Origin of the sequence: Stenotrophomonas sp. JAG2 (assembly GCF_041080745.1) — a bacterium.
GTDB lineage: Bacteria > Pseudomonadota > Gammaproteobacteria > Xanthomonadales > Xanthomonadaceae > Stenotrophomonas > Stenotrophomonas maltophilia_AA.
Map to the genome: position 1 here is coordinate 22,254 of NZ_JBEUMH010000017.1, position 14,075 is coordinate 36,328.

14 protein-coding genes are annotated in these 14,075 nt (G+C 66.9%); 5 read left to right on the forward strand and 9 right to left on the reverse strand.

Features of this window, described 5'->3' with window-relative positions:
* Positions 1-50 precede the first annotated feature (50 nt).
* The 6 genes from AB9O74_RS17200 to AB9O74_RS17225 form a co-directional block, all read right to left on the reverse strand.
* Positions 51-884 carry a DNA-formamidopyrimidine glycosylase family protein gene (locus tag AB9O74_RS17200; protein WP_369350027.1) on the reverse strand — a complete coding sequence of 278 codons (834 nt, stop codon included), beginning with the start codon at positions 882-884 and terminating at the stop codon, positions 51-53.
* Complete coding sequence (locus tag AB9O74_RS17205; RefSeq protein WP_346490061.1) at positions 877-1,617, reverse strand: DUF72 domain-containing protein; 741 nt, start codon at positions 1,615-1,617, stop codon at positions 877-879. Before AB9O74_RS17205 ends, AB9O74_RS17200 begins: the two co-directional genes overlap by 8 nt.
* A gap of 11 nt (positions 1,618-1,628) precedes the next feature.
* A complete protein-coding gene (locus AB9O74_RS17210; protein ID WP_369350028.1) occupies positions 1,629-2,063 on the reverse strand; it encodes a pyridoxamine 5'-phosphate oxidase family protein in 435 nt (144 codons plus the stop codon).
* An 81-nt stretch (positions 2,064-2,144) separates the two neighbouring features.
* Entirely contained in the window at positions 2,145-3,038 is an 894-nt protein-coding gene (locus AB9O74_RS17215) for an alpha/beta hydrolase (protein ID WP_369350029.1), read from the reverse strand.
* 4 nt (positions 3,039-3,042) lie between these two features.
* On the reverse strand, positions 3,043-4,167 hold the full coding sequence (locus AB9O74_RS17220; RefSeq protein ID WP_369350030.1) for a metallophosphoesterase: 1,125 nt from the start codon (positions 4,165-4,167) through the stop codon (positions 3,043-3,045).
* A gap of 116 nt (positions 4,168-4,283) precedes the next feature.
* On the reverse strand, positions 4,284-4,745 hold the full coding sequence (locus AB9O74_RS17225) for a DUF1801 domain-containing protein (protein ID WP_369350031.1): 462 nt from the start codon (positions 4,743-4,745) through the stop codon (positions 4,284-4,286).
* A 209-nt stretch (positions 4,746-4,954) separates the two neighbouring features.
* Between AB9O74_RS17225 and AB9O74_RS17230 the strand changes: the two genes are divergently transcribed.
* The gene (locus AB9O74_RS17230; protein WP_369350032.1) at positions 4,955-7,000 is read left to right on the forward strand and encodes a TonB-dependent receptor; all 2,046 of its coding nucleotides are present in this window, start codon (positions 4,955-4,957) and stop codon (positions 6,998-7,000) included.
* 13 nt (positions 7,001-7,013) lie between these two features.
* Here the strand turns inward: AB9O74_RS17230 and AB9O74_RS17235 are convergent, their stop codons facing one another.
* From AB9O74_RS17235 to AB9O74_RS17245, 3 genes are all read right to left on the reverse strand, one after another.
* Positions 7,014-7,475 carry a DUF1801 domain-containing protein gene (locus AB9O74_RS17235; RefSeq protein ID WP_369350033.1) on the reverse strand — a complete coding sequence of 154 codons (462 nt, stop codon included), beginning with the start codon at positions 7,473-7,475 and terminating at the stop codon, positions 7,014-7,016.
* Between the two features lie 81 nt (positions 7,476-7,556).
* Entirely contained in the window at positions 7,557-8,582 is a 1,026-nt protein-coding gene (locus tag AB9O74_RS17240) for an AI-2E family transporter (protein ID WP_369350034.1), read from the reverse strand.
* Entirely contained in the window at positions 8,573-9,622 is a 1,050-nt protein-coding gene (locus AB9O74_RS17245) for a LacI family DNA-binding transcriptional regulator (RefSeq protein ID WP_369350035.1), read from the reverse strand. Before AB9O74_RS17245 ends, AB9O74_RS17240 begins: the two co-directional genes overlap by 10 nt.
* 95 nt (positions 9,623-9,717) lie before the next feature.
* Between AB9O74_RS17245 and AB9O74_RS17250 the strand changes: the two genes are divergently transcribed.
* From AB9O74_RS17250 to AB9O74_RS17265, 4 genes are read left to right on the forward strand one after another with little or no spacing between them, the layout of a single operon-like run.
* Entirely contained in the window at positions 9,718-10,770 is a 1,053-nt protein-coding gene (locus AB9O74_RS17250; RefSeq protein WP_369350036.1) for a sugar phosphate isomerase/epimerase family protein, read from the forward strand.
* Positions 10,771-10,796: 26 nt separating this feature from the next.
* Positions 10,797-12,014 carry a nucleoside permease gene (locus AB9O74_RS17255; protein WP_369350037.1) on the forward strand — a complete coding sequence of 406 codons (1,218 nt, stop codon included), beginning with the start codon at positions 10,797-10,799 and terminating at the stop codon, positions 12,012-12,014.
* A 12-nt stretch (positions 12,015-12,026) separates the two neighbouring features.
* Positions 12,027-13,151 (forward strand): Gfo/Idh/MocA family protein, encoded by a 1,125-nt coding sequence (locus AB9O74_RS17260; protein ID WP_369350038.1) that lies wholly within the window; start codon positions 12,027-12,029, stop codon positions 13,149-13,151.
* 19 nt (positions 13,152-13,170) lie between these two features.
* Positions 13,171-14,046, forward strand: a complete 876-nt coding sequence (locus tag AB9O74_RS17265; RefSeq protein ID WP_369350039.1) for a sugar phosphate isomerase/epimerase family protein — start codon at positions 13,171-13,173, stop codon at positions 14,044-14,046.
* The last annotated feature ends 29 nt before the right edge of the window (positions 14,047-14,075 follow it).

The window sequence follows — 14,075 nt, forward strand, 5'->3', positions numbered from 1 at the left end:
CGATCAGGTGTCGATCGCGCAGGACGCGCGCAAGCACGTGTGACCCCATCCTACGCCATGCGCACGGACCTGGCTGAACGCCTCGGCGCCGCCTTGCGTGGCGTCGGTGGGGCCTTGCGTGGCATCGGCGGAGCCTTGCGTACGGCGGGCGCGGTGCCATAGCGCACCTGGCAGACCGGGCAGAAGAACGTCCGCCGCCGGGTCGTGCCCGGGTAGGTCTTGCTGAGCGGGCCACCGCAGTGGGGACAGGTGCGCTTGGTGTGGACCAGCCAGTGCTGGCGCAGCACGAACTGCCGTTTCCAGTCCAGGAAGTCGAAACTGTACTGCCGCGCCTGTTTGATGACCTCGCCCAGCTTGCGCGGTGACAGCGCGCCGACCGTGGATTCGGGATGCACACGCGTACGGAACAGCACCTCGTTCTTGATGATGTTGCCCACGCCGGCAAAGATGTCCTGGTCCAGCAGCGCGTCGCAGATCAACGTCTCCGGCTGCTGCTTGAGTTTACGTCGCGCCAGTGTCGGATCCCACGCCGGATCCATCACATCGCCGCGCCAATCGTAGGTGTCCGCCAGCGCGCCTTCGATGTACTTCACCGACGAGGCATAGATGTTGAGCTCGCCATTGTCGAACTGAAGCGACACCCGCGGTGGCGAGGGCTTGCGCTCATCGATGCGGTAGCTGCCGAACATCAGCATGTGCACGCGCAGGCTGAAGCCGCGGAATTCGATCAGGAAGTGCTTGCCCCAGCTGCGCAGCGCGACCACGCGGCGGCCTTCCATGCGGGTGAGGTCGAGCGAACTGTTGCCGGTGGCCAGCCGCACGGTCTTGCCGCGGAACTTGGCGGCCGCTTCCCGCAGGATGACGATGGAAGGACCTTCAGGCATGCGTGGTGATTTCCTTCAGGCGCAGGGCATTGGCGATCGCAAAGCCATGGGCGGTGTTGTCGAAGATCACCCACGGTGCCTGCGCCTGCCCGGGCTGCTGTATGACCTGTGTCGCCAGAGAGGCCAATGCGGCCTCGGGATAGTCGCTGTAGTACATGCGCGGCGAACCGTGCCAGCGCCAGTAGTGCCAGCCCTGCGCGCCGCCCGGTAGCGCGGCGGCGGCAACGCGCGCCGGATCCACCGCGGCCCGGGAAATCGCGTGGCGCTGCAGCAGCGCATCGGACTGCGTACTGAACCAACTGGCATGGCGGGGCTCGCAGACCACAGGCACCGGGGTGCGTCGACGCAGCGCGCGGAAAAAGCTCCCGGCGCGGCGCGTATCCAGTGCCAGCGATGGTGGCAACTGCAGCAGCAGGGCGCCCAACGTACGCCCCAGTCCACCCACCTCGTCCAGAAAGCGGTCCAACAGTGGGCCCACGCCGACCAGTCCGGAATCGTGCGAGATGGTCCGCGGCAGCTTTACCGAGAAGCGAAAGTTGGCCGGTACGGTGGCCGCCCAGCGCGCGTAGGTCGCGCGTTGGTGCGGCCGGTAGAACGAGGAGTTGATCTCCACCACGTCAAAGCGCGTCGCATAGCGCGCCAACAGGCTGTCGCCGGGCCCGAAGTGCGTGGCGTAGCGGCTGGGGATCGACCAGCCGGCACACCCGATCTTCGGCATACGCGACGCGGCCATGCGTGCCTCCTTCAGCGCAGGATTTCGCCCTGGTCTTCCCCATCCCAGTAATGGATGCGCGCCGCAGCCACCTGGATCAGAACCAGCCCAGGGCTATCCACCCCCTGCGCGAACCAGCGCTCCAGATCTTTCACCCAATGCTGCCGCATCACCGCCTTGTCGCGGATCAGGGTCGCCCTGCCCTGCACCGCCACGAACAGAGGCGGCTTGCCCAGCAGCGACTTGCTGCCGGTGAAGCTCAGCGCCACCTTCGGGTCGTGCGTGATCTCGCGGACCATGTCGGTGTCTTCGGTGGTGAAGAACCAGCTGTCGCCGTCGTAGTCCACATCACCGTTGTTGCTCATCGGCCGCGCCGCGATCTCGCCGCTGTCGGCATGGGTCTGCAGCATGGTGAAGTCGATGTTGGCCATCTTCTTGGCCAGTTCGGGCAGGGTCAGCGTGGTCATGGAATCTCCGGGGTCAGGGCTCGTACGCCCAGCCTCCGCGCAGCGCAGTGACCGAGGCGTGCACGGCCACTGGCGGGACATTCACATGGTTGCGGTCGGGGTTGCACTGGGGAACATCGCCAGCAGCGCACGGGTCAGCACGGCCGGGTAGACAGTCAGGTGATCCTCGTCCGGGACCACGCGCGTTTCCAGCTGCAGGCCGGGATAGCCGCGCCCGTGCAGACGATCGGCAAAGCGCCGGGTATGCGCGACCATGTCGTTGCGCGCGGCGAACGGCGCATCGGAGGCGGGCGTTTCATGCGCACCAATCGACAGCAGCACCTGCGCCTCCAGGTCCGTGTGCATGCCCGCATAGTCCGCCTCGATCCGGTCGATCACGTGCTGATCGAACCAGAGCGATGGGCTGGACAGCAGGTATCGCTGGAACATCGCGGGGCGGGTCAGCAGCACGTACATGCCGAACAGCCCGCCGTACGAATGGCCGGCGAAGGCGCGCTGCGCCGGGTCGGTGCGATAGCGCGCCTCGACCCGGGGCAGCACATGCGCCTCCAGGAAATCGCGGTAGTGCGCAGCGCCGCCGTAGATGATGCCATCGGTGTAGTCATCGCCTGCACAGCGCACCGGCGGGGTCGGCGTGTAGTCGCGTGAGCGGCTCTGCTGCGAGCTCAGCCCCTGTTGCGGCGGCAGCCCGACCAGGATGAACGGCATCAGGTGCGCGCCACCCTGCCCGACCATGTTGCGCACGCTGCGCACGAGCGGAAAGCTGTACAGCGCATCGGTGACATACAGCACCGGGTAGCGCAGGTGGGTATCGCGCTCATACCCGGCGGGCAGGGCCACCCAGACCGGGTAGTCCCGGCCCGTCGGGTCGCGGACCCACCAGGCTTCGGTATCCGGCAGCACGACCCCGGTCACGGCAGTCGGTGCCGCCATCTCCAGGCCACCTGCGCATTCCTGGCGTTCACTCCAAGGCATCGGCTCATCCCCTCCGCAGCGTAATCAGCGTGATCTCCGACGGCACACCGATACGTGCCGCGAAGCCCGGCCACAGTCCGGCACCGTTGCTGACATACAACGTCATGCCATCCACCTCGTAGCGGCCGGATACAAAGCCGCCGTTGGCGCGCTTGACCAGCTGGTCCATGCCGACGATGTGGCCGCCATGGGTGTGGCCGGAGAGCTGCAGCGCCACACCCTTCGCGGCATTGGCGCGTGCCTCCACCGGGCGATGGTCGAGCAGGATCACCGGCGCCTGCGGGTCTGCCCCGGCGAGCGCGGTGGCGAGGTCCGGCATGGGCAGGCCGTAACGCGCGGCCACCGGATCGGTGACGCCGGCGATGGTCAGCGTGGCGCCCTGGCGCTGCACCCGGGTGTGGCTGTTCTCCAGCACCTGCATGCCCTGCCCCCGGAACGCCTGCATCCACTCGGCGTACTGCGCGTAGTACTCGTGGTTGCCGGTGATGGCGATGACGCCATCGGGTGCCTGCAGTCTGGCCAGAGGCGCGAAGTCGTTGGCGCGGGCGCTGACAGTGCCGTCGATCAGATCACCGGTGATCACCACCAGGTCAGGATGCAGGGCGTTGCTCTCGGCCACCACCTTCTCGACCCAGGCACCGGTGAGCAGGCGGCTGGCGTGGATGTCGGTGAGCTGAAGCACGCGATAGCCGTCGAACGCGGCCGGCAACCCGTCGATGGCCACCTCGATCTGGCGCGGCTTGGGGACCGCCATGCCCTGCCAGATACCGTAGGCGGAGAGCAGCAACGCCAGTGTGCCCGCCGCAGGGCGCAGCCACGGCGCACGCAGGATCGGCAGCACGCGCCGCGCCCGCACCAGTCGCGCGATCAGCAGCAGCGCATCCAGGACAAGCACGAACACCGCACTGATCAGCAGCGTGGTGAACCCGGTTGCAAGCACCGCGATCAACGCTTTGGGAATCTCGGGCGAGGCCATGGTCCCGGCGAACTGCGCCACGATCCGGTGGTGCAGCGCCAGTGCCACCACCAGCAGCCCCAGCACGAGCCGAACCGGACGCGGCAACCGCAGCGGCCAGATCAGCCGCCATACCAGATACAACGCAAGCAAACAGCCGATCACACTCAGCACAGGCACATCCTGGAAACGTTGGGGGGGAATGGGCCGGCCGCATCGCTGCCGCCTCGCCCAGCCCTTCATCGTTGCCGAATCGCGCGGCGTGTTCCAGTGCAGGAGGTCGTGATGATTCAGGCAGAGCGCTGGCTCGCCTTCGCACGCGCTGCAGCGGCGGGAGGCTTCGCTGCCCGGTTGCGCGCGATCGCGGCGCGGATCAATGCCTTGAACGCGGTGGCGCTGATCGTTTCGCCCTCGTGCAGATCGATGGCGCGGCGCGTGTTGCCCTCCAGGCTGGCATTGAACAGCCCCTTCGGATCGGGCAACGCCGCGCCCTTCGCGAAGGTCAGCTTCACGGCCGCCTTGTAGGTCTCGCCGGTGCACAGGATGCCGTCATGCTCCCACACGGGCACGCCTCGCCACTTCCAGGTTTCCACCACCGCCGGATCGACCTCGTGGATCAGGCTGCGGATGCGCGCCAGGGTCTCGCCCCGCCAATCATCCAGCGACTGGATGCGCGCATCGATCTGCTGTGAGGCGGACGGCTCGCTGGCGGCGGCAGCGCGCGGCGTAGTACGGGCTTTGGGCTGGGTCATGAGGTCACCACCGATCGCCATGGGCGGCCCGGTCGGCGGCGCCCTTCGTGCGACTTATAGACCTGATCGAAGAGCCCATCAAGAACCCAGGGGAAGCGAACATTAATGCAATGTTATATTATTTCTTTATTGGCACCCATCCCATCAGCGAGCGACCTCTGTCCGCTTGCCCTACCCCTGTCCTCACGGCTACTGAAAGGCACAACTAGATGAGAACCAAGGCAATGGTGTCCGCCGTGCTGGCGACCCTGTGCGCCGGCGAAGCGCACGCGCAGTCCAGCGATGCGGCAATCACCCTGGGCAGCGTGCACGTGCGGGAAGGCTCCCGCCGTCCCCTCGCCGCGAACCGCGTGCTGACCTCGGTGGATGTGATGGGCGGCGACCAGGTGCATGAGAAGAACGTCTCCAACAGCTGGGAACTGCTCGGCCAGATGCCGGGCATGCAATTGACCGAAACCCGCCAGGGCGCGGAGTCCGGCAAGGCCACCTTCCGCGCGTTCAATGGCGAGGGCTACCTCAACGGCATCAAAATCCTGATCGACGGCATTCCCAGCAACGTCAACAGCGGCAACCAGCGCTTCATCGACATGGTGTTTCCGCTGGACATCGACTACATCGAGGTCGTGCGCGGCACCAACGACCCGCGCTACGGCCTGCACAACATCGGCGGCAACATCAATCTCGGCACCCGCCAAGGCGGTACCTACACCGATGCGCGGCTCACGTATGGCAGCTACAACACCCGCGAAGCGCAGGTCGCGATCGGACGCGAAGCCAACGGTGTCGCGCAGAACTACTTCCTGGCCTCGCAGGCCTCCGACGGCTACCGCGACCATGACCGTTCGAAGAAGTACTCGCTGGGCGGCAAGTGGTTCTACAGCGGCGACGGTGACCTGTTCAACCTCGGTCTGATCGCGCGCATCTACCACCACGAGGCGGACGAGCCCGGTTTCATGACCGCCGATGAGTTGGCCACGGACCGCCGAGGATCCGCACTCAAGAATGCCAACGACGTCGACGACCGCGACATGCGCCATCTCAGTACCCATCTGGACCTGCAGCTCAGCGATACGGTGCACCTCAGCAACAAGCTGTACTACAACCGCTACGAAGACGACCGGCAGGTGACCTTCACCAGTTACGTGCCCGGCAACGCACCGCGCCAGCGCCGCCAATGGGATGAGACACAGACCGGCCTGCTCAGCACGCTGACCTGGGCAGCCACGCCAGCACTGACGGTCGAGGGCGGTCTGAATGCCGAGCACCAGGACAACACCTACCGTCGCCTGCGCTATGCCCATTCCGTTCCCACCGATTTCTCGACTCCGGCGCGGATCCAGAACGATGATCGCTATACGCTGGACAACCTCGGTGCGTACGTACAGGCCGTGTACCAGCCCACGCCTGCGTTGAAGATCGTGCCGGCCTACCGCGTCGACCGTTTCTCCGGCAGCACCCGCCTGCCGGGTGGCATCACCGCCCCGCTGCAGCGCTACGGCACCATCGAACAGCCCAAACTGAGCGTGGTCTATGCGATCACCCCCGCGCTCAACGTCTATGCCAACTGGGGCAGGACGTTCCAGGTGCTGAACGGTTCCACCGCACCGGCCTACCTCACCGCCGGCCAGGACACGTTCCGGCCCTCGATCAATACCGGCAAGGAGGTGGGCATCAAGTTCACTCCGGCCGTCGGCACCGACGCGCGCATCGCGGTGTGGCGCCAGGACGCGACCGACGAAGTCGCCAACATGCCGGCCACCGGCACCTCGGTCGGCCTCGGCCAGACCCGTCGCGAAGGCGTCGATCTGCAGTTCAGCTCGCGGCTGGGCGACCACTGGACGCTGTGGGCTTCGCACGCGATCCAGCAGGCCAAGGTGGTCCGCGCGTTCAACACCGACGGCACCGCCCTCGCCGGCAACGAGGTCATCGCCACGCCGCGCTACATCAGCAACCTCGGGCTCGACTACCGCAGCAACGAACGCTGGAGCTTCGGGCTGCAGGGCCGGATGCAGGGCGATTACTACATTGAAGAGCGCAACACGCAGGGAAAATTCGGCGCCTTCGCGGTGCTCGATGCCAGCGGGTCTTACCAGCTGTCCGAGCGGCTGAGTGTCGATGTGCAGGTCAAGAACCTGACCGGCCGCGACTACGCCTATGCGTGGTACGACACCTTCTTCTGGGGCGGCGATGACCAGCCGATGTTCTCGCCGGCACCGGGGCGCTCGGCCTACGTGTCATTGAACCTGAAGCTCTAGGGCAGCCCTGCCCTCACATCCGTTCGCCGGGCAGCCGGCTGGCCTGCTGTACCCAGGCACGGAACTGCGCTTCGTCCAGCGGCACGCCTTCCTCGATATGCAGGTAGCGCGTGTCCTGGCTTTTGGAGGCGACCGGCGGGACCGGCTGCAGTGCCTTCCCCCGGAAGAACGCGACCTTGATGTAGCGGGTGAAGCAATGCAGGCTCAGGAACCAGCCATCGCCTTCGATCCCGTACAGCGGCGAGTTCCATTTGACCGCCTTGTGCACCCCCGGGACGGTGGCCACGATCAGCGCATCCAGCCGTTCACCCACTGCACGCTTCCAGCCGGGCATGGCCGCGATATAGGCCTGCACCGGGCCATCGCCCTCGCCTTTGGGAATCTGCGGGTTGCCGCCTGACAGCAACCGAGGTTCGCCGTCAGCGATCGAGGGCTTTCCCTTGTCAGCTGACGCTCGTGGACCGTTCGACGCCATGGTGCCGTTCCTCTGGAGACCCACAGGCGTTATAGACCGCGCCGGGCCTGGCGGCAACGCGGCACACGCGGCCGCCCCGGCTCAGATCCAGCGCTGGTCCAGCAGTTCGCGCTTGATGTAGGCGTAGAACACCGGCGCCGCGACCAGACCCGGCAGACCGAAGGCAGCTTCCATCACCAGCATCGCCAGCAGCAGCTCCCACGCCCGCGCCTGGATCTCGCCACCGACGATGCGCGCGTTGAGGAAATACTCCAGCTTGTGGATGACCACCAGGTACAGCAGTGCGACCACGGCGACGTAGAACGACACCGACAGCGCCACGATGGTGATGATGGTGTTGGAGATGATGTTGCCCACCACCGGCAGCAGGCCGGCCAGGAAGGTGATCAGCACCAGTGTCTTGGACAGCGGCAGGTGCACGCCGAACAGCGGCAGCACCCCGAGCAGGAAGATGGCGGTGAAGAGCGTATTAAGCAGGGAGATCTTCACCTGCGCGAACACCACCTGGCGGAAGGCCGTGGCGAGGCGACTGGTGCGGCCGATCAGCTCGCGCGCCAGCGGCCCCATTTTCGGCAGCGGCAGCTCGTCGTAGAGCGCGATCATCGCGCCCAGCACCATGCCGATCAGGATCCGCACACTGATCTGCACCGCCGAGGTGCCGGCGATGCCCAGCTGCTGGCGGTGGGTGGCGGCCCAGTCGTTCATCGCCGTGCGCAGCGCCTGCAGGTCTTCGGGGATGTACGGCTGCAGCAGGTCCGGCACCTGGTGGCGGGAGGTATTGAGGATGTCCATCAGCCGCATCAGCAGCGCATCCGGCCCACCGGTTTCATTGCGGAAAAACGAGGCGATGCCGATCGCCGCCAGCGTCAGCACGCCGATGATCAGCGCCGACAGCACGATCACCGAATAGGCGCGTGCGCGCCCGGGCGGCAGCTTGCCTTCGACGGTGGAGGCCAGCAGGTGGGTCAGGTGGAACACCAGCAGGCCCGACAGCAGGGTCACCACCAGCCCGAGTTTCAAGGTCAGCCACATGCCCAGCAGCATCAGCAACCAGGCCGCGATGCGGGCGGTGGGCGGCTTGGGCAACGCGGGGATCACTATGGACATGCGGGCGCATCCTGACGGGTGGCCCATGGTAGTGGATGTGGTGCGGGCGCAGCCGTCGAGCCCCGCAGCATCAAGCTGAAATCCAGCGTCTGCTGAAGCGGCACATCGACACGTTCGATGATGGCGAGCAGCAGGTTGACCGCGCGGGCACCGATCTCGCGCATCGGTTGCCGGATGGTCGTCAACGGCGGCGTGAGGTAACAGGACGACGCCAGGTCGTCGAAGCCGACGACGGACAGATCACCCGGCACCCGGATGCCCAGATCACGGCAGGCCGCCAGGACGCCCAGCGCCATCTGGTCGCTGAAGCAGAACACCGCGGTCGGCACCGGCGCGCGCGCCAACAGCGCCATCCCGGCCGCGTGACCGGATTCGACGGAGAAGTCGCCCGGTACCACGCCCAGCTGGCGCAGGCGGCCACGCGCCCTGGCGGCGGCGCGAACCCCTTCGAGCCGTTGCTGGTGGAGGGGATTGTCGGGCGGCCCGCCCACCACGGCGATCCGTTCGTGTCCCAGTCCATACAGGTGTTCCATCACGGCGCGCGCGGCGGCCGCGTTGTCGATGTGGACACTGGGAATCCCGACCGCAGGATCGAACTCGCATCCATTGACCACCGGCGCCGCGGCGCCCAGCTGCTGGACGATCGCGCGCGCCGTCGGCGGAAGGCGATGCCCCAGCACGATCAGACCGTCGGCCTCGTTGCGCCGGAGCATCTGCGCGTAGCGCTCCTCGCGGTCGGGTTGATGCTGGGTATCGCCCAGCAGGACGGCGTAGCCAACGGCCTGCGCGGCGTCCTCCGCACCCTGCAGAATCTGGGCGAAGAACGGATTGGCGATGTCCGGGACGGTGACCAGGATCTTGCCGCTGCGCTGGGTCTTGAGCGTGCGGGCAACCGTGTTGGGCACATAGCCCAGCGCGGCGGCGGCCTGCTCGATGCGGGTACGCGTGGCCGGCAGGACTTTCTCCGGCCGGGACAGCGCCCGCGACACCGTGCCGGCGGAGACGCCAACGTGTTTTGCGATGTCGTAGATGGTTGCCATGGCGTCAGTGTTTCTGTCCGCTGTGCACTGCACAACGCGTCCTGCGAAAGCCCCTGCTAGGATAATGCAATCGATTGCATCGAGGATGAATCACGTTGAAGACGCTCAAGGGTCCAGCGCTTTTCCTGGCGCAGTTCATCGGCGACACACCTCCATTCGATCGGCTGGACACGCTGGCCAAGTGGGCCGCGGGGCTGGGCTATTCTGGCGTACAAGTGCCCACCAGCGCGCCCCACCTGTTCGATCTGGCCGAGGCGGCCCGGAGCCAGGCCTACTGCGACGACGTCGCCGGCATGCTGACCGGACAGGGGCTGCAGATCACCGAGCTGTCCACTCATCTGCAAGGGCAGCTGGTCGCCGTCCATCCCGCCTACGACAGCCTGTTCGACGGGTTCGCGCCGCCCGACAAACGCGGCGATCCGGCCGCCCGCCAGGCCTGGGCGGTGGAGCAGTTGCTGCTGGCCGCCCAGGCCAGCCAGCGCCTGGGATTGACGGCGCATGCCACGTTCTCCGGCGCGCTGGCCTGGCCTTATTTCTATCCGTGGCCGCAACGTCCGCCCGGGCTGGTGGAAGAAGCCTTCGCCGAACTCGGCCGCCGCTGGCGCCCCATCCTGGATGCCTTCGACGCCTGCGGCGTGGACCTGTGCTTCGAGATCCACCCGGGTGAGGACCTGCATGACGGCGCGACCTTCGAGCGCTTCCTTGACGTGGTGGACCACCACCCCCGCGCCAAGATCCTGTACGACCCCAGCCACCTGCTGCTGCAGCAGATGGACTACCTGGGCTTCATCGACCGCTATCACGACCGTATCGGCATCTTCCACGTCAAGGACGCGGAGTACCGCACCAGTGCGCGCAGTGGCGTCTATGGCGGCTACCAGGACTGGATCGATCGTCCGGGGCGGTTCCGTTCGCTCGGCGATGGGCAGATCGACTTCAAGGCGATCTTCTCGAAATTCGCGCAGTACGACTTCCCGGGCTGGGCGGTCCTGGAGTGGGAGTGCTGCCTGAAGCACCCCGAAGACGGCGCCCGGGAGGGGGCCGCCTTCATCCGCGACCACATCATCCACGTGACCGAACGCGCCTTCGACGACTTTGCCGACAGCGGCACCGATCCTGGATCCCTGCGCCGCATGCTGGGGATCTGAGCCATCACTGCCTGGGAGGGCAAGCCATGACGCACACCATGTCGCGCTTGGGCGCGATGATGTTTCTGCAGTTCTTCATCTGGGGGGCATGGTTCGTCACCCTGGGAACGTACCTGGTGCAGGGGCCGTTGCAGGCCAGCGCGAGCCAGGTAGCGACGGCGTTCCTCAGCCAATCGATCGGCGCCATCGTCGCGCCTTTCCTGGTCGGCCTGATCGCGGATCGCTACTTCGCGGCGCAGCGCATCCTCGCGGTGCTGCACCTCGCCGGCGCGGCGCTGATGTGGCTGGCGTCCACGGCGACCGACTTCAGCACCTTCTCCGCTTACGTCATGGGGTACATGCTGCTGTTCATGCCGACGCTGGCGCTGGCCAACAGCGTGGCGATGCGGCACATGCACTCGCCTGAGAAACACTTCCCGCTGGTGCGGGTGGCCGGCAGCGTCGGCTGGATCGTGGCGGGCGTGCTGATCGGCTGGCTGGGCTGGGAACAGGCGCATCGGCTCGAGCTGACGTTCCGGATGGCGGCGATGGCGTCGCTGGCGCTGGGCCTGTATGCGTTCACGCTGCCGCACACGCCGCCGCTTGCGCAGCAGCGCGACGCCGGGCTGGGGCAGATCCTGGGCCTGGATTCGCTGCGGCTGCTGAAGTCGCGCTCCTACCTGGTGTTCTTCCTGGCATCCATCGCCATCTGCATCCCGCTGTCGTTCTACTACAACTTCACCAATCCGTACCTCAACGACCTGGGCGTGCGCGGCGCGGCCGGCCTGCAATCCCTGGGGCAGGTCTCCGAAGTCCTGCTGATGCTGGCCATGCCGTTCCTGTTCGTGCGGCTGGGGGTCAAGACGATGCTGGCGGTCGGCATGGCCGCATGGGTGGTGCGCTACGCCATGTTCGCCTTTGGCGATGCGGGCGGCGGCTTCTCCCTGCTGGTGATCGGCATCGTGCTGCACGGCATCTGCTACGACTTCTTCTTCGTCACCGGCCAGATCTACACCGATGCGCATGCCGGCCCCGCCGCGCGCAGCAGCGCGCAGGGCTTCATCACCCTGGCCACCTACGGCGTCGGCATGTTGATCGGCACGTTCCTGTCCGGCGCGGTGGTCGAGCACTACACCACCGCCGCGGGCCCGGACTGGCAACGGATCTGGCTGTTCCCGGCCGGCGTCGCGCTGGTCGTGCTGATCGCTTTCCTGCTGCTGTTCCGCGACCGGCCGGTGCTTGCCGCCGCGCCCACCACGCACTGAGGAACCCACCCGATGCGCAAGCTTGGAATCGCCATTGTGGGCACGGGCATGATCGGCGCCGTGCATCGTCGCGCGGCGCTGCTGGCCGGTGCCGAGGTGCGCGGCGTGGCCGCCTCTTCGCCGCAACGCGCAGAGGAGGTGGCGCAGGCGTGGAATGTTCCGCGCGGCTATCGTGACATCGAGGAGGTGGTCACCGATCCCCAGGTGCAGGTCGTGCACATCTGTACGCCCAATCACCTGCACCGCCCCATGGCGCAGGCGGCACTGGAAGCCGGCAAACACGTGATCTGCGAGAAGCCGCTGGCGACGACGCTGGAAGACGCCGAGGCCCTGGCGGCATTGGCCACCTCGACCGGGCTGGTCGCCACGGTGCCCTTCGTTTACCGCTACCACCCGGTGGTCCGCGAGGCACGCGCACGCATCGCGCAGGGCGAGCTGGGGCCGCTGCACCTGATCCACGGCAGCTACCTGCAGGACTGGCTGCTGGACCCCGCCAGCAACAACTGGCGCGTGGACCCGGCGCTGGGCGGCGCGTCGCGCGTGTTCGCCGACATCGGCTCGCACTGGTGCGACCTGGTGGAATGGGTCAGCGGCGAGCGTTTCGTGGACGTCAGCGCGGCTTTCGCCACCGTGATCGCCGAGCGCAGCATCGACACTGGGCAGAGCTTCACCACCGCGGTGGCGGGTGGCGCGATGCAGGCGGTCGCGAGCGAGGACGTGGCGGCAGCGATGTTCAGGACCGGCGCAGGTACGCTGGCGTCATTGACGGTCAGCCAGGTCTCGGCCGGACGCCACAATCGCCTTTGGTTCGAGATCGATGGCGGCAGGTCCAGCATGGCATTCAACCAGGAGGACGCCGAGCGGCTGTGGATCGGCCTGCCCGACCAGCGCGAGGAGACCTTCGTCCGTGGGCCGGGGGCCGGCAGTGCCGAACAGCGCCGGCTGTCTGTCCTGCCAGCCGGGCACGCGCAGGGCTACGGCCATTGCTTCGAGGCGTTCGTCGCCGACACCTATCGCGCCATCGAAGGCGAGCGGCCGCAGGGCCTGCCCACCTTCGACGACGGACTGCGCTCGGCGCGGATCGTAGACCGCGTCATCGCATCGGCCAGGACACGTGCCTGGACCACCATCGGCTGACTCCCGGGAGACTCTCTTGATGAACACCTCTGTTCGCGGAACTGCAATCCTCGCTCTGCTGCTCGCTGCCCTGCCCGCCTTCGCGCACGACATGGTCACCCCGCAGCAGCCCATCGCCGTGCAGATGTACACACTGCGCAACGCCGGCTCGCTCGACCAGCAGTTGAAGATCGTCCATGACGCGGGCGTGGGGGCGGTGGAAACGGTGGGCACGCAGGGCGTCAGCGCCGCCGAACTCAAGCAGCTGCTGGACAGGTACGCGATCAAGGCGATTTCGTCCCACGTGCAACTGGCCGAGCTGCGCAGGGACCTGGACGGCGTGGTGGCCTTCAACCGGTCCATCGGCAACACGACGCTGGTGGTGCCCTACCTGGACGAAAAGGATCGGCCCACCGATGCCGCAGGCTGGACCGCACTGGGCCGGGAACTCGGCGGAATCGCGAGGCAGGCACGGGCCAAGAGCATGCAGCTGGCCTACCACAACCACGACTTCGAGCTGGTCGACTTCAACGGCAGGACAGGGTTGGAACTGCTGTTCGCGGCCGCCGGACCCGATCTGCTGACCGAGCTGGACCTGGCCTGGGTCGCGCGTGCGGGTCATGATCCGGCGGCCATGCTGGAGACATTCCGCGGCCGCCTGTTCGCGGTACACGCCAAGGACAATGCGCCAAAGGGTCACGCCGACGAAGGCGGCTTTGCCGCCGTCGGCCAGGGTGTCCTCGACTGGAACACGATCCTGCCGGCCGCGGCCGATGCCGGGGTGCGGTGGTACATCATCGAACACGACCAGCCGCGTGATCCGGCCAAGGTCATCCAGGCCGGGGCGGACTACCTGCGCAGACACCTGACTGCCCGCCTGCCCGCCAGCGCACCGCGCCAGCCAGCAAAGGAGTAATGCTTGAATACGCGTTTCAGACTGATCCC